Genomic DNA, 17,520 nt, shown 5'->3' with positions numbered 1-17,520 from the left:
ACGGCGGGGGCGTGAAAACGGCGGGGCCCGCCGCCCCCGTACGCTTGGTCCGTGACCAGCCCCACCCCCGACGCCCTCCTCGGCCCCGCCGACATCCGCGAACTCGCGGGAGCCCTCGGCGTACGCCCCACCAAACAGCGCGGCCAGAACTTCGTGATCGACGCGAACACAGTGCGCCGGATCGTCCGCACCGCCGAGGTGCGCGACGACGACGTCGTCGTGGAGGTGGGACCCGGCCTCGGCTCACTGACGCTCGCCCTGCTGGAGGCCGCCGACCGGGTCGTCGCCGTCGAGATCGACGACGTGCTGGCGGGGGCGCTGCCCTCGACCGTCGCGGCCCGCATGCCGGAGCGCGCGGACCGGTTCGCGCTGGTCCACTCCGACGCGATGGACGTCCGGGAGCTGCCCGGCCCGCCCCCCACGGCGTTGGTCGCCAACCTCCCGTACAACGTCGCCGTGCCCGTCCTGCTGCACATGCTGGAGACCTTCCCGACCATCGAGCGCACCCTCGTGATGGTCCAGGCGGAGGTCGCCGACCGGCTCGCGGCCGGGCCCGGCTCGAAGGTGTACGGCGTCCCGTCCGTCAAGGCGAACTGGTACGCCGAGGTGAAGCGGGCCGGGTCCATCGGCCGCAACGTCTTCTGGCCCGCGCCCAACGTCGACAGCGGACTGGTCGCGCTCACCCGGCGCGCCGAGCCCCTCAAGACCTCGGCCTCCAGGCGCGAGGTGTTCGCCGTGGTGGACGCCGCGTTCGCGCAGCGCCGCAAGACCCTGCGGGCAGCCCTCGCCGGCTGGGCCGGCTCCGCGGCGGCGGCCGAGGCCGCGCTGGTCGCCGCCGGTGTCTCGCCGCAGGCCCGCGGGGAGTCGCTGACCGTGGAGGAGTTCGCCCGTATCGCCGAGCACCGTGCCGCCCCCGGCACCGGCACCGAGACCACCGAGAACACCGAGACCACCGAGAACACCGAGACCACCGAGAACGAGGAGTCGGCCCAGTCGTGACGCAGACGGTGACGGTACGCGTCCCTGCCAAGGTCAACGTCCAGCTCGCGGTCGGTGGCGCCCGCCCCGACGGCTTCCACGACCTGGCGAACGTCTTCCTCGCGGTCGGCCTGTACGACGAGGTGACGGTCACCCCGGCGGACGAGCTGCGCATCACCTGCGCGGGTCCGGACGCCGCCGAGGTGCCCCTGGACCGCACGAACCTGGCGGCCCGTGCCGCCATCGAGCTCGGCCGCCGCCACGGCATCGACCCGGCGGTCCACATCCACATCGCCAAGGACATCCCCGTCGCCGGCGGCATGGCGGGCGGCAGCGCGGACGGCGCGGGCGCCCTGGTCGCCTGCGACGCGCTGTGGGGCACCGACGCCTCACGCGACGAACTCCTCGGCATCTGCGCCGACCTGGGCAGCGACGTGCCGTTCAGCCTGGTGGGCGGGGCGGCGCTCGGCGTCGGCCGGGGCGAGCAGCTGCGGGCCCTGGAGGTCGGCGGGACGTTCCACTGGGTCTTCGCGATGGCCGCGCGCGGCCTGTCCACGCCCGCGGTGTTCCGGGAGTTCGACCGGATGAACGAGGGGCTGCGGGTGCCCGAGCCGGTCGCCTCGCAGGAGCTGCTGGACGCCCTCGCGAAGGGGGACGCCGGGGCCCTCGCGCGCGCCGTCTCCAACGACCTCCAGCCGGCCGCCCTCTCGCTCTTCCCGGAGCTCGCCGACACCCTCGCCGCGGGCCGGGCGGCCGGCGCGCTCGCCGCGCTCGTCTCCGGGTCCGGTCCGACGACCGCGTTCCTCGCGGCGGACGCGGAGTCGGCGGGCGCGGTCGCCGAGGCCCTGCGCGCCTCCGGCACCTGCCGCTCGGTGCGTACCACCGAGAGCCCGGCCCCGGGCGCGACGGTCCTGTAGAGCGCCGCTCTCCCGGACACCGCCCGGTGTCCGGGGACGGCCCCCACCCGCCGGGGCCAGGTGCGGAGGTGCGCTCCGCTCGGTGACCGGGGTCCGGGTGCGTCCCGTCAGGGGTGCGGGGCACTGCGCGCTCAGCTTCTGCGGAGCCGCGGGTGCGTCTGTGGGCGGTTGGTTCTGGGCGGGTGCGGCTTGTCGTGGGTTGCTCGCGCAGTTCCTCGCGCCCCTGGCGGCGCTCCCGCCGGCGACGCGGGGGCGTGTGTGCTCGGCGCGTGCTCGGAGCGAAGGGGGCGGCGGCCCCGCGTCCCGGGAACGCGCAGCGCGACGGGGACGGGACAAGCCCTGGCTCGGCCCCTTCGCCGCGCGGACTACCCTTGAGGGTCGATCGTCCCCCTTGGCAGGAGAGAAATGGCCGTCAACCTGGTCAATGTCGAGTCCGTCAGCAAGGTGTACGGCACCCGTGCACTGCTCGACGGAGTCTCCCTCGGCGTCAGCGAGGGCGATCGGATCGGTGTCGTCGGACGCAACGGCGACGGCAAGACCACCCTCATCCGGATGCTCGCCAAGCTGGAGGAGGCCGACAGCGGACGCGTCACGCACTCCGGCGGCCTGCACATCGGCGTCCTGACGCAGCACGACTCCCTCGACCCCGCGGCCACCGTGCGCCACGAGGTCATCCGGGACATGGCGGACCACGAGTGGGCGGGCAACGCCAAGATCAGGGACGTGCTGACGGGCCTGTTCGGCGGACTGGACCTGCCCGGCTTCCCGCAGGGCCTGGACACGGTCATCGGCCCGCTGTCCGGTGGCGAGCGCCGGCGCATCGCGCTGGCCAAGCTGCTCATCGAGGAGCAGGACCTGATCATCCTCGACGAGCCGACCAACCACCTCGACGTCGAGGGCATCGCCTGGCTCGCCCGGCACCTGCGCGAGCGCCGCTCGGCGCTGGTGTGCGTGACCCACGACCGCTGGTTCCTCGACCAGGTCTGCACCCGCATGTGGGACGTGCAGCGCGGCGCGGTGTACGAGTACGAGGGCGGATACTCCGACTACGTCTTCGCCCGCGCCGAGCGCGAGCGCATCGCCGCCACCGAGGAGGTCAAGCGGCAGAACCTGGTGCGCAAGGAGCTCGCCTGGCTGCGCCGCGGTGCCCCCGCCCGCACCTCCAAGCCCCGCTTCCGCGTCGAGGCCGCGAACGAGCTGATCGCCGACGTGCCGCCGCCGCGCGACAAGAGCGAGCTGATGAAGTTCGCCGGCTCCCGGCTCGGCAAGACCGTCTTCGACCTGGAGGACGTGACCGTGCAGGCCGGGCCCAAGGTGCTGCTCAAGCACCTGACCTGGCAGCTCGGCCCCGGCGACCGGATCGGCCTGGTCGGCGTGAACGGCGCCGGCAAGACCTCGCTGCTGCGCGCGCTGGCCGAAGCCGCCCGCAGCGACGGGGAGCGTCAGCCCGCGGCCGGCCGGATCGTCACCGGCAAGACCGTGAAGCTCGCCTACCTCTCCCAGGAGGTCGCCGAACTCGACCCGAACTGGCGCGTCCTGCAGGCCGTGCAGCAGGTGCGCGACCGCGTCGACCTCGGCAAGGGGCGCGAGATGACGGCGGGTCAGCTGTGCGAGACGTTCGGCTTCAACAAGGAGAAGCAGTGGACGCCGGTCGCCGACCTGAGCGGTGGTGAGCGGCGTCGGCTCCAGCTGTTGCGACTGCTGATGGACGAGCCCAACGTCCTGTTCCTCGACGAGCCCACCAACGACCTCGACATCGAGACCCTCACCCAGCTGGAGGACCTGCTCGACGGGTGGCCCGGCTCGATGGTCGTGATCTCCCACGACCGGTTCTTCATCGAGCGCACGACGGACAACGTGTTCGCGCTGCTCGGCGACGGCACCCTGCGCATGCTGCCCCGTGGCATCGACGAGTACTTGGAACGCCGCCGCACGATGGAGGAGGCCGCGGCCGCCGCCGTGCTCGCCGCCGCGCCCGCGCCCGCGAAGACGGCGTCCGCCGCCGACGCCCGCGCCGCGAAGAAGGAACTCCAGAGGATCGAGCGGCAGCTGGACAAGATCTCCGAGCGGGAGACCAAGCTGCACGCCCAGATCGCCGACAACGCCACCGACTTCGGGAAGGTGGCCAAACTCGACGCCGAACTGCGCGAGTTGGCGGGGGAGCGCGAGGATCTGGAACTGCGCTGGCTGGAGCTCGCCGAGGACGCGTGACCGGGGGCGTGCGGAGCGCCGCCGTGCTGTGCGGCGGCGGCGCGCGCCCGGCGTGAAGAGCGCGTGAAGGCGCGTAACGACGGCATCACAGGCCGGTTCTCCCTTGGGAACAGGGGCCGGACCAGCCCCCTGCGTGTACGCGACAGAGTGATAGAAAGGGCCGTCTGAGAACACTCTGAGATCCACCGGGACAGAGCGGAAATCCAGCGCCGCCGGTGGGGCGCCACATCAGTGAAGAGGGGGAAGCGCTGATGAGTCAGCCGCCTGGTCAGCCGCCGCAGGGCGGTTTCGGAGCACCACAGGATCCGCCGCCGCAGGGCGGTTTCGGCGCTCCGCAGGACCCACGCGCACAGGGCGGCTTCGGTACGCCTCCGCCGCCCGCGCAGCCGCCCGCGTCCGCACCGACTCCGCCGGCCGGTGCTCCGCAGCCCGGCTACGGATACCCGCAGCAGCCCGGCCCCTACAGCCAGCCGGGACCGTACGGGCAGCCGCAGCAGCCCGGGCCGTACACCCAGCCCGGCCCCTACGGGCAGCCGCAGCAGCCCGGTTACGGATACCCGCCCCAGGCGCAGTACCCGGGCGCGCCCGGCACCCCGCCGCCCGGCGGCGGCTCCAAGAACCCCTTCAAGGGCAGGCCCGCCGTCGTCATCGGCGCCGCGGTGGCCGCGCTGCTCGTCGTCGGCGGCACCGTCTGGGCCGTCAGCGCCGACGGCGGTGACGACGGCAAGAAGCCCGTCGCCGACAAGAGTCACAGCCCGAAGCCCACCGTCTCCGACGACCCGGTCAACCCCGGGGACGGCAGCGGCGACGGCGGCGAGGACTCCGAGAACCTCAACGAGGGCCGCAAGCCGGGCGAGGCCAAGGTGCTCTGGTACAAGTCGGCGCCCGACGCGCCCGGTTCCGGTGCCGACGCCCCCGGACTGTGGGTCACCGACAAGGCGGCGGTGAAGGCCGCGTACAAGCAGGTCTTCGCCTTCAACGTCACCGACGGCAAGCCCACTTGGGACGCGCTGACCATGCCGCAGAAGATCTGCGCGGTCACCCCCCAGAAGACGTCCGACGACAAGGCCGTCATCGCGTACATGAGCGGCCCCGGCAGCAGCGCCAAGTGCAACCAGCTCCAGCAGATCGACCTGAACACCGGTGCCAAGGGCTGGAGCGGCAAGGTCCCCGACGGCGAACTCTTCGACAGCACCATCTCGGTGGAACTGTCCATCACCGGCGACACGCTGATGGTCGGCCGCTCCATGTCCGGCGTGGCCTACGACGTCGGCAGCGGCAAGAAGCTCTGGGAGAAGAAGAAGTACGGCACGGGCTGCTACCCGGCCGGCTTCGCGGGCGGCGCCAAGCTCGTGGCCGTCTCGTCCTGCTCGGTCGGCAGCGACAACAAGCACGACGAGGTGCAGGAGCTGGACCCGGCCACCGGCAAGGCCAAGTGGACCACGAAGATCCCCAAGGGCTGGACGGTCGAACGCGCCTACTCCGTCGCCCCCGTCGTCCTCTACATGACCAACGACGACAAGAAGCGGGTCAACGTCACCGCGCTGAAGAACAACGGCGGCCTGCGCTCGCAGCTGGAGAGCAAGGACTCCTTCGCGCCCGAGTGCGGATACGCCGTCCTCGACCGCGATCTGACGGGCTGCTTCGGCACCGCCGCCGACGCCAACACCCTCTACCTGCCCACCGAGGCGAAGACCGGCGCCAACGAGGTCGTCGCGTTCAGCCTGGAGACAGGCAAGGAGAAGTGGCGCGTCAAGTCCCCGGCGGACGAGACGATGCTGCCCATGAGGATGGAGGGCACCGACCTCATCGCGTACGTCGAGCCGTCGTACGACGGCGGCGGAAAGATCGTCTCGATCCCCACGACCGGGACCGGCCACCGGCCCACCACGCTGCTGCAGAACCCGCAGGGCACCGCGGACATCGAGAACGGCTTCTTCTCGAAGGCGGTCGACTACGTCGACGGGCGTTTCTACATCTCCACCACCCGGCTGACGGGCCAGGACGACGCGAAGGAGAAGTTGATGCTGGCGTACGGCAAGTGAGCCGGCCACCGCTCCCACCCGTCCGGGCCCCCCACTCCTTCGTCCCCTTCGCATCCGAGGTACACACGTCATGAGCCAGCCGCCGCCCCCGCCGCCGAACCAGCCCCCTTCGAACGAGCCCCCGCAGGGCGGTTTCGGCGCACCCCAGGACCCGCCCCCCGGCGGTTTCGGGGCGCCTCAGGACCCGCCCCCCGGCGGCTTCGGCGCCCCGACGCCCCCGCCGCCCGCGCAGGGCCCCGGCTACGGCTACCCGCAGACGCCCCCGCCGCCGCAGACGGCCCCGCCGGCCGCGCCGCAGCAGCCGTACGGCTATCCGCAGACGCCGCCCCCGGCCCAGCCCGGTTACGGCTACCCCGGACAGCAGCCGCAGTACGGCGCCCCGGGCCAGCAGGCCCCGTACGGCTACCCGCAGCCGCAGACCATGCCGATGCAGCCGCAGGCCCCGCAGGGCGGTGGCGGCCGGAAGGTCAACAGCCAGCTGGTCATCATCGTGGCGGCCGTGGTCGCGGTCGCGCTGATCGTCGGCGGCGGTGTCTGGTACGCGTCGTCCTCCGGCAAGGACGACAAGAACACCGCGAGCACTTCCGGCGGCGGCAAGGGCGGCAAGGGCGACAAGGGCGACGGCACGTCCGGCGGTTCCACCGGCGGCAAGGAGAAGGTCCCCTCCGACACCAGCGCCGAGCTGCTGTTCCAGGTGCCCGCGCCCGCCGTCAAGAACGACAGCAGCGTCACCACCGTCGGCTCCTGGCTCACCGACAAGGTGTACGTCAAGACCGGCAACGCCGAGGTCGACGGCTACGACCCCAAGAGCGGCGCCAAGGTGTGGACGATCAAGCTGCCCGGCCCGGTGTGCCAGGCCAGCCGCCACGCCACCGAGGCCAACCGCACGGCGATCACCTACGAGCCCGCCATGCCGACCAAGGAGGACCCGTCGCACGGCTGCAGCCAGCTCGCCGCCCTCGACCTCGACGCCGGCAAGAAGCTGTGGACCAAGACACTCAAGTCCGGTGACCAGCTGGTCAACATCGACAACGTCACCGTGAGCGGGAACACGGTCGCCGCGGGCAGCACCAGCGGCGGCGGTGCCTTCGACATCTCCACCGGAAAGGCGCTGTGGGCGCCCAAGCCGACCGACAGCTGCTACGACTCCGGCTACGGCGGTGGCGAGAAGCTGGTCGCGGTCCGCAAGTGCGGCGAGTACGGCAGCACCCGCCAGCTGCACATCCAGACCATCGACCCGAAGTCCGGGAAGGTGCTCTCGGAGTACAAGATGTCGCCCGGCATCGAGTACGCGAGCGTCGTCTCCACCGACCCGCTGGTCGTCGCCGCCGACGTCGGTGACTCCGCCGGTGACGGCAGCGGCATCTCGGACTTCTTCTCCATCGACAACAAGACCGGCAAGCTGCGCACGAAGATCTCCGCGCCGGGCAAGACGTACGCGGCCCGCTGCGACGGCATCAGTCGGATCGAGTACTGCTCCGGCCTCGCCGTCGGCAACGACAAGCTCTACATCCCGACCGAGGAGCACGACGGCACCGGGGAGTACAGCCGCACCAACGAGATCGTCGCCTTCGACCTCTCCACCGGCAAGCAGACCGGTCAGCGCGGTGACGCCGGTGACGGCTACACCATCACCCCGCTGCGCATGGACGGGACCAACCTCCTCGCCTACAAGCGTCCGCCGTACGACAAGGGCGGGCAGGTCGTCTCCTTCGACGGAACCTCCTTCAAGGAGACCAAGCTCCTGGAGAACCCGGCGAGCGAATCGGTCCGCGACGCGGAGTCCAGCATGCTCCCGGAGTACGCCGAGTTCATCTACCGCGACGGCCGCCTGTACATGTCGCAGGTCTACGCCCACAAGCCGTCCTCCGCGGACGACAAGGAGTTCCTGGTGGTCGCCTTCGGCGCGCAGTAGCCGAGCCGGTCCCCGCCGTGCGGCCCCGTCCCTGCTCAGGGGCGGGGCCGCACACGTACCCCTCATCACTCCCGAATGGGAGAGATTTCGATATTCCGGGGCACATCTCTCCAGTAGGGGAAGCGCAACGTCGAACAAGCGTGTAGCTTCCGGGGGATGGAGAGCCGGGGGGCTCCTAATCCACGGGGAACCAGTGGGGATGCTTGGGGGGACTGGGGGGTTGCCTGATGGGAGTGCGGCTCATGGTGGTCGACGACCACCGATTGCTCGCCGAGGCGTTGGCCTCGGCCTTGAAGCTGCGCGGGCACCGGGTGCTCGCCGCGGCGGCGCCCGCCGCGGGGGCGGCGGAGCTGGTGATCACACGGGCACCCGAGGTGTGCCTGCTCGGCACGGCCGCACCGGCCGAGCCGGGGATCTTCGACCCGGTGGTGAAGATCAAGCGGGAACGGCCGCAGGTGGCCGTCCTCGTCCTGGGCCCGGTGCCGAATCCGCGGGGCATCGCGGCCGCGTTCGCCGCGGGCGCGTCGGGCTACGTACGCCACGACGAACGCATAGAGGGCGTCGAGCGCGCGATCATGAAAGCGCGGGCGGGTGAGGCGGCCGTGGCCCCGCAACTGCTCCAGGGCGCCTTCAGCGAACTGCTCAACCCGGCGGCCCAGCCGGACGACGAGGGGCAGCGGCTGCTCCAGATGCTCACTCCGCGCGAGGTGGAGGTGCTCGTGCGGGTCGCGGACGGCGAGGACACCCGGCTCATCGCGGCCGGGATGGGCATAGCCCCGTCGACGGCCCGCACCCATGTGCAGCGGGTGCTGATGAAGCTGGGTGTGGGATCGCGTCTGGAGGCGGCGGCGCTGGCCGCCCGCACCGGTCTGCTGGACCGGGCGGGGCCGGTGCCGGCCCCGCCCGGCGGGACGGAGGAGCCCCTGTGAGATCCGGGGCCTACGCGGAGGGCCGCCGTTCGTCGAAGCTGGCGAAGTAGGCGGCGGCCATGTCCTCGTCGGCGTGGCCCTGGGCGGCGGCACGGCCGAAGCGCTCCGCTGCCGCTGCGGCCACGTCGAGACGGACGCCGTTGTGCTCTCCTGCCCGGACGATCAGACGGGCGTCCTTCTCGGCGGTGGCGACCGCGAAGCTCGCCGGTGTCAGCCGGTCCTCCAGGACCAGGTCCGCCTTGGCGCGCAGATAGACCATGTCGAGCGGGCCACCGGCGATCAGGTCGAAGAAGCCGTACGGGTCCACGCCCAGGGCCTGCGCCAGGGCGACGACCTCGCCGCTGGCGGCGGTGGCCGCGAGGACCCAGCTGTTGGCGACGAGCTTGAGGCGCGTCGCGCTGCCGGCCGCGCCGTCCTCGCCGGTCCACACGATGCGTGAGCCGACGGCGTCGAAGACCGGCGCCACGGTGTCGCGGCTCCCGGACGGGCCGGCCGCCAGCACGGTCAGCTGCCCCGCCTCGGCGGGCTGACGGGTCCCGAGGACCGGCGCGTCGAAGAAGACCAGTTCGTGCTCGTCGGCGAAGCCGGCCAGCTCGGGGACGGACTCGATGCCCGCGGTCGTCGACTGCACCCAGACGGCGCCGGGGCGCAGGCCGGGCGCCGCCTGCCGCATGACGTCGAGGGCGGCGGCACCGTCGTACAGCACGGTGAGGACGACCTCGGCGTCGCGGACCGCCTCGGCGGGAGTGCCGGCGACGTGGATGCCGTCGGTGGCCAGCGGCTCGGCCTTGTCGCGGCTGCGGTTCCAGGCCCGGACGGTGTGTCCGGCCCGTGCGAGGCTGCGCGCCATCGCGGCTCCCATGATCCCGGTGCCGAGGACGCTCACGGTGAGCTTCGCGGGCCGGTCGGTGGCGTTCGGCGTGGTCATGAGGGGTGCGCTCCTTCTCGGTGGACGGGGCAGGGGTGCCTACAGCGGTACGGGGCCGGAGTCCCGAAGAACCCCAGCCCCGTACGCGGACGCTACTCGCTGTCCTGCTCCTCGGGCAGGACGTGGGGTGTCGGCGGCGGCGTCGGACGCAGCTTCAGCCAGACGAGGAAGAACAGGCCGAGGAGCAGCATGCCCAGGCCGGTCCACAGGTTGATGTTGACGCCCTGGGCCTTCTCGATGGCGGCGTCGGAGTCGGTGAGGCCGGTGATCCCGACGATGAGGCCGTAGAGCACGAACAGGAGTCCGATGATGCGGCGCAGGTCGAAGATGCGGGCGGCGGTGGCGGACTTGCCCTCCAGCTCGGTGACTTCCCGCTGGACGTCCTTCTCGGAGAACCCGGAGTGTCCGGAATGCTCGGTCATGGTTTCTCAATCCTCCCGCGATCAGAACGAGAACGGGATGTAGCAGGCTGCCGCGATGATCACTGCGCCCCAGCCCAGCAGGGCCGGCTTGCGGTACCAGGCGTCGTCCCCGGGGGCGGGCGGTTCCTCCATGCCGGGGGAGCGGGTGCCGTAGACCAGGCCCTGGAGCTCCTCCTCCGGCTTCGGGGCGGTGAACAGCGACACGACGACCATGACGACCGCACCGGCGACGAAGCCCGCGATCGCGGAGACGAAGTTGGCGCCCTGGTCGGTGGGGATGTCGATGATGCCGCGCTTGTAGAGGACGAAGTAGTTCACCATCGCGGTCACGGTGCCGGCGAGCAGGCCCCAGAAGCCGGACTTGGTGGAGGCGCGCTTCCAGAACATGCCGACGATGAAGACGACGAACATCGGCACGTTGAAGAAGGAGAAGAGCGTCTGGAGGTAGCTCATGATGTTCGAGAACGACGACGCCAGGAACGCCGTGCCCACCGAGGCGGCCACGCCGATCGCGGTGATGAGGCGGCCGAAGCGCACGTAGTACTCGTCCTCGCGGCCCCGGACCACGTACTTCGCCCAGATGTCGTTGGTGAACACCGTGTTGAAGGACGAGACGTTGGCGGCCATGCCGGCCATGAAGGCGGCGAGCAGACCGGTCACCGCGATGCCGAGCACGCCGTTGGGCAGCAGCTCCTGCATCAGGTAGGGGATGGCGTCGTTGTACTGGAGGTCGGAGCCGGGAGTGCCGATCTTGGGCACGAGGACTGCGGCGACCAGGCCCGGGATCATCACCAGGAAGACGATGAAGATCTTCGGGAACGCGGCGATCAGCGGGGTGCGCTGGGCGGCGGAGAGGTTCTTCGCGGACAGGGCGCGCTGCACCTCGGCGAAGTTGGTGGTCCAGTAGCCGAAGGACAGGACGAAGCCGAGGCCGAGCACGATGGTCAGCCAGTTGGCGCCGAGCGGGTTGGCGCTGCCGATGCCGGTGCCGCCCCAGGCGGTGACGAAGTCGTGGCCGTGGGTCTTGGAGAGGGAGTCGGACAGGCCGTCCCAGCCGCCGACCTTCTTCAGGCCGAGCACGACGATCGGGATGAGGGCCGCCAGGATCACGAAGAACTGGAGCACCTCGTTGTAGATCGCCGAGGACAGTCCGCCGAGCGTGATGTAGGCGAGCACGAAGAAGCCGGCGACCAGGATGGCCACCCACTGCGGCCAGCCGAGGAGTGCCTCGACGACGATCGCGAGGGCGTAGAGGTTCACACCGGCGATCAGGATGGCCGCGAAGGCGAACAGGATCGAACTCAGCAGGTGGGCCGACTTGTCGAAGCGGAGCAGCAGCATCTCCGGGACGGAGCGGACCTTGCTGCCGTAGTAGAAGGGCATCATCACCAGGCCGAGGAAGACCATGGCGGGGATGGCGCCGATCCAGTACCAGTGGACGGTGTAGGCGCCGTACTGGGCGCTGTTCGCGGCCATGCCGAGGATCTCGGTGGCGGCCAGGTTCGCCGAGATGAAGGCCAGGCCGGTGATCCAGGCGGGCAGTGACCGGCCCGACAGGAAGAAGTCCAGGGTCGTCTTCACCGAGCGGCGGGCGGCGAAGCCGATGCCGAGAACCACGGCGAAGTAGATCGCCATGATCGCGTAATCGAGCCCGTTGGTGGGGAGCCGTAGCCCCGCCGCCAGTTCTGTGGGGGTATGTGTGGGGGTTTGCATGCGTACTCGCTTCGTTGCGCGAACTGAACCTGAGCGGAACCTACGCCTCCGTGTTCAGTAATTGAACACTTCTGATGATGGTCTTTGTTTGATTGTGATGTTGACGACTGTGGTGACTTGTGTTTTGGTATGTTGGGTTCTGTTTGAAGGTTCGGCGGCTCGACTGGGGAGTCCGAAGTGAAGAAGACCTCGACCCGACTGGCCGACGGTCGTGAGCTCGTCTACTACGACCTGCGCGACGACACCGTGCGCGACGCGGTCGACCGGCGTCCTCTGGAGCGCACCGTCACGACCTCCGAGATCCGCCGCGACCCGCTGCTCGGCGACAGCGTCGCCGTCGCCTCGCACCGCCAGGGCCGCACCTACCACCCGCCGGCCGACGAATGCCCCCTGTGCCCCTCCCGGGGCGAGCGGCTGAGCGAGATCCCGGACTCCTCGTACGACGTCGTGGTCTTCGAGAACCGTTTCCCCTCCCTGGCCGGCGACTCCGGACGCTGCGAGGTCGTCTGCTTCACCTCCGACCACGACGCCTCCTTCGCCGATCTGACCGAGGAGCAGGCGGGGCTCGTCCTGGAGGCGTGGACCGACCGCACGGCCGAGCTGTCCCATCTCTCCTCCGTCGAACAGGTCTTCTGCTTCGAGAACCGCGGTGCCGAGATCGGCGTCACCCTCGGTCACCCGCACGGGCAGATCTACGGCTACCCCTTCACCACCCCGCGTACCGCCCTGATGCTGCGCTCGCTCGCCGCGCACAAGGAGGCGACCGGCGGCGAGAACCTCTTCGACGAGGTCGTCGCGCGTGAGCTCGCCGACGGCTCCCGGGTCGTCCTGTCGAGCGACCACTGGGTCGCCTTCGTGCCGTACGCGGCGCACTGGCCCTACGAGGTCCACCTGTATCCGCGCCGTCGCGTGCCCGACCTGCTCGGCCTCGACGCCGACGCGCGCAAAGAATTCCCCCAGGTCTATCTGGAACTCTTGAGGCGCTTCGACCGGATCTTCGGTGAAGGTGAGCCCCCGACGCCGTACATCGCCGCATGGCACCAGGCGCCGTTCGGCCCGCTGGAGGAGTTCGACGGCGTCAACCGGGACGACTTCGCGCTCCACCTCGAGCTTTTCACCATCCGCCGCACTTCCGGCAAGCTGAAGTTCCTCGCGGGTTCCGAATCCGGCATGAGCGTGTTCATCAACGACGTGCCGCCGGAGACCGCGGCCCAGCGACTGCGAGAGGTAGCGAGTTCATGAGTGGGAAGTACCTGGTCACCGGCGGCGCGGGCTATGTGGGCAGCGTGGTCGCGCAGCACCTGGTCGAGGCCGGGCACGAGGTCACCGTCCTCGACAACCTCTCGACCGGGTTCCGCGAGGGCGTGCCCGCCGGGGCCGCCTTCGTCGAGGGCGACATCCGCGACGCCGCCAAGTGGCTGGACTCCTCGTACGACGCCGTGCTGCACTTCGCCGCCTTCTCGCAGGTCGGCGAGTCCGTCGTGAAGCCCGAGAAGTACTGGGACAACAACGTCGGCGGCACGATGGCGCTGCTCGCCGCGATGCGTGAGGCGGGCGTCCGCAAGCTGGTCTTCTCGTCCACCGCCGCCACCTACGGCGAGCCGGAGCGGACCCCGATCGTCGAGACCGCCCCCACGCGGCCGACCAACCCTTACGGCGCCTCGAAGCTCGCCGTCGACCACATGATCACCGGTGAGGCGGCGGCGCACGGACTCGGCGCGGTCTCCCTGCGCTACTTCAACGTGGCGGGGGCCTATGGCTCCTGCGGCGAGCGGCACGACCCCGAGTCGCACCTCATCCCGCTCGTCCTCCAGGTCGCCCAGGGCCGCCGCGACGCCATCTCCGTCTACGGCGACGACTACCCGACGCCGGACGGCACCTGCATCCGCGACTACATCCACGTCGCCGACCTCGCCGAGGCCCATCTGCTGGCGGTCGCCGCCGCCACCCCCGGCGAGCATCTGATCTGCAACCTCGGCAACGGCAACGGCTTCTCCGTCCGCGAGGTCATCGAGACGGTGCGCCAGGTCACCGGCCACCCCATTCCCGAGGTCGTGGCGCCGCGTCGCGGCGGCGACCCGGCGGTGCTGGTCGCGTCGGCCGAGGCCGCCCGGGAGCACCTCGGCTGGAATCCGTCCCGCGCGGATCTCGCGGGGATCGTCGCGGACGCGTGGGAGTTCGCACAGAACAGGTCGAAGGAGCAGTAGGTGGGGGTTCGCGAGGGCTTCGAAGAGCTGTACGGCACCGCACCCGAGGGTGTCTGGGCAGCGCCCGGCAGGGTCAACCTGATCGGCGAGTACACGGACTTCAACGAGGGGTTCGTCATGCCGCTCGCGCTGCCGCACACGGCCGTGGCGGCCGTGTCGCGGCGCGCGGACCGGGTGTTGCGGCTGCACTCCGCGGACATCGAGGGGCCGGTCGTCGAGCTGGACATCGACGCGCTGGTCCCGCTGTCCGACACGGGCTGGGCCGCGTACCCGGCCGGTGTGGTCTGGGCGCTCGGTCAGGCGGGGCACGCGGTCGGCGGCGCCGATCTGCATCTCGCCTCGACCGTGCCCACCGGGGCGGGCCTCTCCTCGTCCGCGGCGCTGGAGGTCGTGACGGCGCTCGCCCTCAACGACCTGTACGAACTCGGTCTCACCGGACCGGAGTTGGCGCGTCTCGCACAGCGGGCCGAGAACGACTTCGTGGGCGTGCCCTGCGGAATCATGGACCAGACGGCGTCGGCCTGCTGCACCGAGGGGCACGCCCTGCACCTCGACTGCCGGGACCTGTCGATCCGTCAGGTCCCGTTCGACCTGGCCGCCCAGGGGCTCGAACTGCTCGTCGTCGACTCCCGGGTGAAGCACGCCCTGGGCGACGGGGCGTACGCCGAGCGGCGTGAAGGGTGCGAGGAGGGCGCGCGGCAGCTGGGTGTCTCCCATCTGCGGGACGTGCCGTACACCGGCCTCGACGCGGCGCTGGCGCGGCTGTCCGACGAGCGGGTCCGCCGCTACGTCCGGCACGTCGTGTCCGACGACCACCGGGTGGAGCAGGTCATCGCCCTGCTGGACGCGGGTGACGTCCGGGCGATCGGGCCGGTCCTCACCGAAGGCCACGTCTCCCTGCGGGACGACCTGCGGATCTCCTGCCCGGAGCTGGACCTCGTGGTGGCGACGGCCAACGCGGCCGGGGCGCTGGGCGCCCGCATGACGGGAGGCGGCTTCGGCGGGTCGGCGGTCGTCCTGGTGGAATCGGCCGACGTGGACACGGTCACCAAGGCGGTGGCCGAGGCCTTCGCCGCCGCGGGGTACACCGCCCCGCGCGTCTTCCCGGCGGTCCCGTCCGCGGGGGCGCGCCGCCTGGTCTGAGCGAGGACGCCGGGCGGGCCGCGGATGTGGTCCGCCCGGCCGACCGCGGATGTGGTCCGCCCGGCCGGAACCCGCCGGGGTCAGGCCAGTTGCTTGGTCAGGGTGTACTCCGTGACGCCCGGCGGATAGTCCGGGATGACGCCGACCACGTCGTAGCCGTGGCGGCGGTAGAAGCCGGGGGCCTGGAAGTCCCAGGTCTCCAGGCGGGCTGCGCGGCAGCCGCGCTCTTCGCCGGCCAGCCGTTCGGCCTCGGCGAGCAGGCGCGAACCGAGTCCGGCGCCGCGGTGCCGGTCGTCGACCCACAGGTATGTCACGTGCAGCCATGTCGTCCAGGTGTGGCCGACGAGTCCGCCGGCGAGTGCGCCGTCGGCGTCCAAGGCCCAGACGTGGAGCGGAACTTCCCGTTCACCAGGGGTTCCGCGCAGGGCGCGCAGGACGGGAGACGCCCGTGTGTTGGTGTCGAGCAGACGCCGGCGGAGCAGATCCCGCCGGTCTTTGTCGACTCCTGTCTCGATACGAAACATAAGGCTCACCATAAACGCGCTGGCCAACCAGTTCTGCGATTTACCTTCCGCTCCGGGCCCTGCGCCTTACCCTGATGAACAGCACCGGTGGGGGCCGGTGCTGATCAGGGGGCGAGACAGTCGGGTACGACGCCCGAAGTGGGGGTAGCACTTCCAGCACGGCGGCGGCCGTGCGGCTGAGGCACCCTGCTTTCCGGACCGGAAGCGGTCCGGGATCACTTCGGGCGCCGTACCCGCACCGGTCGTCCCCCGACAGTGGGGGTTTCAGTGGTTCGCATCCGAGTACTGGTCGTCGACGACCATCGCATCTTCGCCGAGTCGCTCGCTGCCGCACTCGCGGCCGAGCCCGACGTCGACGTGTCCGCAGCGGGCAGCGGCCCCGCCGCGCTGCGCTGCCTGGAACGCGCGGCGGCGGAGGGGCGCCGGTTCGACGTGCTGCTCGTCGACGCGGACCTGGGCGGCAATCTGCCCGGGATGCGTCCGGCGGTGCAGGTCCAGGAGAGCAACGAGGACGGCATCGTCGACGGCATCTCGCTCGTGGCCGGCGTGCGGTCCGGGCAGCCGAGCGTCCGCACCGTCGTACTGGCGGAGAAGGACGATCCGCGCCGCGCCGCGCTCGCGCTCCAGGCGGGTGCCTCGGGGTGGGTCGCCAAGGACTGCTCCCTGTCGCGTCTGCTCACCGTCATCCGCGGGGTGCTGCGCGACGAGACGCACCTGCCGCCCGCCCTGCTCACGGGCGTGCTGCGGGAGTTGACCGCGGCGCGCAAGCACCGGACGGAGAGCGAGCGGCTCGTGGAGTCGCTCACGCCCCGGGAGCGGGAGGTGCTGCGCTGCATGGTGGCCGGGCTCGGGCGCAAGGCCGTGGCCGAGCGGCTGTTCCTGTCGCCGCACACCGTCCGGACCCACATGCAGAACGTCCTCGGCAAGCTGGGCGTGCACTCGACGCTGGCCGCCGTGGCACTCGCCCGCCGGGCCGGCGTCGGGCCCGTCGACCTAGCCGGGGATGTTGTCGAACGGGGCGGTCAACTGGCGTAGCAGTCCGGCCAGTTCGCCGCGCTGGGTCCTGCTGAGCTCCGCCAGGATCGCGCGCTCCTGCTCCAGCAGGCCCGCCAGCGCCTGGTCCGCCCGGTCACGGCCCTCGTCCGTCAGGCGCACCAGCACACCCCTGCGGTCGCTCGGGTCGGGGAGGCGCTCCACCAGGCCCTTCTTGGTCAGCCGGTCGATGCGGTTGGTCATCGTGCCCGAGGTGACGAGGGTCTGGGTGAGCAGCTGTCCGGGGGAGAGCTGATAGGGCGATCCGGCGCGCCTGAGCGCGGTCAGGACGTCGAACTCCCAGGGCTCCAGGCTGTGCTCGGAGAACGCCAGGCGGCGTGCGCGGTCCAGGTGCCGGGCCAGTCTGCTCACCCGGCTGAGTACTTCCAGCGGCTCCACGTCGAGGTCCGGGCGCTCCCGGCGCCACGCTGCGACCAGCCGATCGACCTCGTCCTCCATGACGATCAGTGTAGTGGTTGTGTCGACATGAAGTCTCTTGATGTGGAGTCTCTTGACGTCGAGATATCTTGGTGTGAGGGTGGAGGCAGGCGGCCGG

15 protein-coding genes are annotated in these 17,520 nt (G+C 71.1%); 10 read left to right on the top strand and 5 right to left on the bottom strand.

The genetic code is table 11. From position 1 onward, the window contains the following. Positions 1-51: 51 nt before the first annotated feature. The 6 genes from rsmA to ABEB03_RS18170 all read left to right on the top strand — a co-directional run bounded on the left by rsmA (position 52) and on the right by ABEB03_RS18170 (position 8,995). Positions 52-999 carry a 16S rRNA (adenine(1518)-N(6)/adenine(1519)-N(6))-dimethyltransferase RsmA gene (rsmA, locus tag ABEB03_RS18195; protein WP_345649709.1) on the top strand — a complete coding sequence of 316 codons (948 nt, stop codon included), beginning with the start codon at positions 52-54 and terminating at the stop codon, positions 997-999. Continuing rightward, on the top strand, positions 996-1,895 hold the full coding sequence (locus ABEB03_RS18190; protein WP_345649704.1) for a 4-(cytidine 5'-diphospho)-2-C-methyl-D-erythritol kinase: 900 nt from the start codon (positions 996-998) through the stop codon (positions 1,893-1,895). The genes rsmA and ABEB03_RS18190 overlap by 4 nt, the downstream gene beginning before the upstream one ends. 405 nt (positions 1,896-2,300) lie before the next feature. Beyond that, positions 2,301-4,106 carry an ABC-F family ATP-binding cassette domain-containing protein gene (locus ABEB03_RS18185; protein ID WP_345649701.1) on the top strand — a complete coding sequence of 602 codons (1,806 nt, stop codon included), beginning with the start codon at positions 2,301-2,303 and terminating at the stop codon, positions 4,104-4,106. Between the two features lie 251 nt (positions 4,107-4,357). Beyond that, the gene (locus ABEB03_RS18180) at positions 4,358-6,151 is read left to right on the top strand and encodes an outer membrane protein assembly factor BamB family protein (protein ID WP_345649698.1); all 1,794 of its coding nucleotides are present in this window, start codon (positions 4,358-4,360) and stop codon (positions 6,149-6,151) included. A gap of 70 nt (positions 6,152-6,221) precedes the next feature. Beyond that, positions 6,222-8,066, top strand: a complete 1,845-nt coding sequence (locus ABEB03_RS18175; protein ID WP_345649696.1) for an outer membrane protein assembly factor BamB family protein — start codon at positions 6,222-6,224, stop codon at positions 8,064-8,066. Between the two features lie 227 nt (positions 8,067-8,293). Next, positions 8,294-8,995 carry a helix-turn-helix transcriptional regulator gene (locus ABEB03_RS18170; protein ID WP_095934883.1) on the top strand — a complete coding sequence of 234 codons (702 nt, stop codon included), beginning with the start codon at positions 8,294-8,296 and terminating at the stop codon, positions 8,993-8,995. A gap of 10 nt (positions 8,996-9,005) precedes the next feature. Here ABEB03_RS18170 and ABEB03_RS18165 read toward each other — a convergent pair whose 3' ends face one another. The 3 genes from ABEB03_RS18165 to ABEB03_RS18155 all read right to left on the bottom strand — a co-directional run bounded on the left by ABEB03_RS18165 (position 9,006) and on the right by ABEB03_RS18155 (position 12,058). After that, positions 9,006-9,923 carry an NAD(P)-dependent oxidoreductase gene (locus tag ABEB03_RS18165; protein WP_345649690.1) on the bottom strand — a complete coding sequence of 306 codons (918 nt, stop codon included), beginning with the start codon at positions 9,921-9,923 and terminating at the stop codon, positions 9,006-9,008. A 92-nt stretch (positions 9,924-10,015) separates the two neighbouring features. Continuing rightward, positions 10,016-10,345: a hypothetical protein gene (locus ABEB03_RS18160; RefSeq protein ID WP_345649687.1), complete on the bottom strand. Its 330-nt coding sequence runs from the start codon at positions 10,343-10,345 to the stop codon at positions 10,016-10,018. A gap of 21 nt (positions 10,346-10,366) precedes the next feature. Further along, a complete protein-coding gene (locus tag ABEB03_RS18155; RefSeq protein WP_345649684.1) occupies positions 10,367-12,058 on the bottom strand; it encodes a sodium:solute symporter family protein in 1,692 nt (563 codons plus the stop codon). A 177-nt stretch (positions 12,059-12,235) separates the two neighbouring features. Between ABEB03_RS18155 and galT the strand changes: the two genes are divergently transcribed. The 3 genes from galT to galK are packed head-to-tail and all read left to right on the top strand — an operon-like array spanning position 12,236 to position 15,408. Beyond that, a complete protein-coding gene (gene galT / locus ABEB03_RS18150; protein ID WP_345649681.1) occupies positions 12,236-13,300 on the top strand; it encodes a galactose-1-phosphate uridylyltransferase in 1,065 nt (354 codons plus the stop codon). Further along, the gene (gene galE, locus ABEB03_RS18145; RefSeq protein WP_345649678.1) at positions 13,297-14,265 is read left to right on the top strand and encodes a UDP-glucose 4-epimerase GalE; all 969 of its coding nucleotides are present in this window, start codon (positions 13,297-13,299) and stop codon (positions 14,263-14,265) included. The genes galT and galE overlap by 4 nt, the downstream gene beginning before the upstream one ends. After that, positions 14,266-15,408: a galactokinase gene (galK, locus tag ABEB03_RS18140; RefSeq protein ID WP_345649675.1), complete on the top strand. Its 1,143-nt coding sequence runs from the start codon at positions 14,266-14,268 to the stop codon at positions 15,406-15,408. 80 nt (positions 15,409-15,488) lie between these two features. Here the strand turns inward: galK and ABEB03_RS18135 are convergent, their stop codons facing one another. Continuing rightward, positions 15,489-15,944, bottom strand: a complete 456-nt coding sequence (locus ABEB03_RS18135; RefSeq protein WP_345649672.1) for a GNAT family N-acetyltransferase — start codon at positions 15,942-15,944, stop codon at positions 15,489-15,491. Between the two features lie 255 nt (positions 15,945-16,199). On the opposite strand from ABEB03_RS18135, the gene ABEB03_RS18130 reads away from it, so the two are divergent. Further along, positions 16,200-16,967, top strand: coding sequence for a LuxR C-terminal-related transcriptional regulator (locus ABEB03_RS18130; RefSeq protein WP_028804901.1), 768 nt, complete (start codon positions 16,200-16,202; stop codon positions 16,965-16,967). Here the strand turns inward: ABEB03_RS18130 and tamR are convergent. Beyond that, positions 16,926-17,423 carry a MarR family transcriptional regulator TamR gene (tamR, locus tag ABEB03_RS18125; RefSeq protein WP_095934875.1) on the bottom strand — a complete coding sequence of 166 codons (498 nt, stop codon included), beginning with the start codon at positions 17,421-17,423 and terminating at the stop codon, positions 16,926-16,928. The two genes, ABEB03_RS18130 and tamR, sit on opposite strands and share 42 nt — an antisense overlap. Positions 17,424-17,520 lie beyond the last annotated feature (97 nt).

It is taken from the genome of Streptomyces siamensis (genome assembly GCF_039543605.1).
Lineage (GTDB): Bacteria > Actinomycetota > Actinomycetes > Streptomycetales > Streptomycetaceae > Streptomyces > Streptomyces siamensis.
Note: the sequence above shows the minus strand (reverse complement) of the source record. Positions and strands in the feature narration are given on the sequence as shown.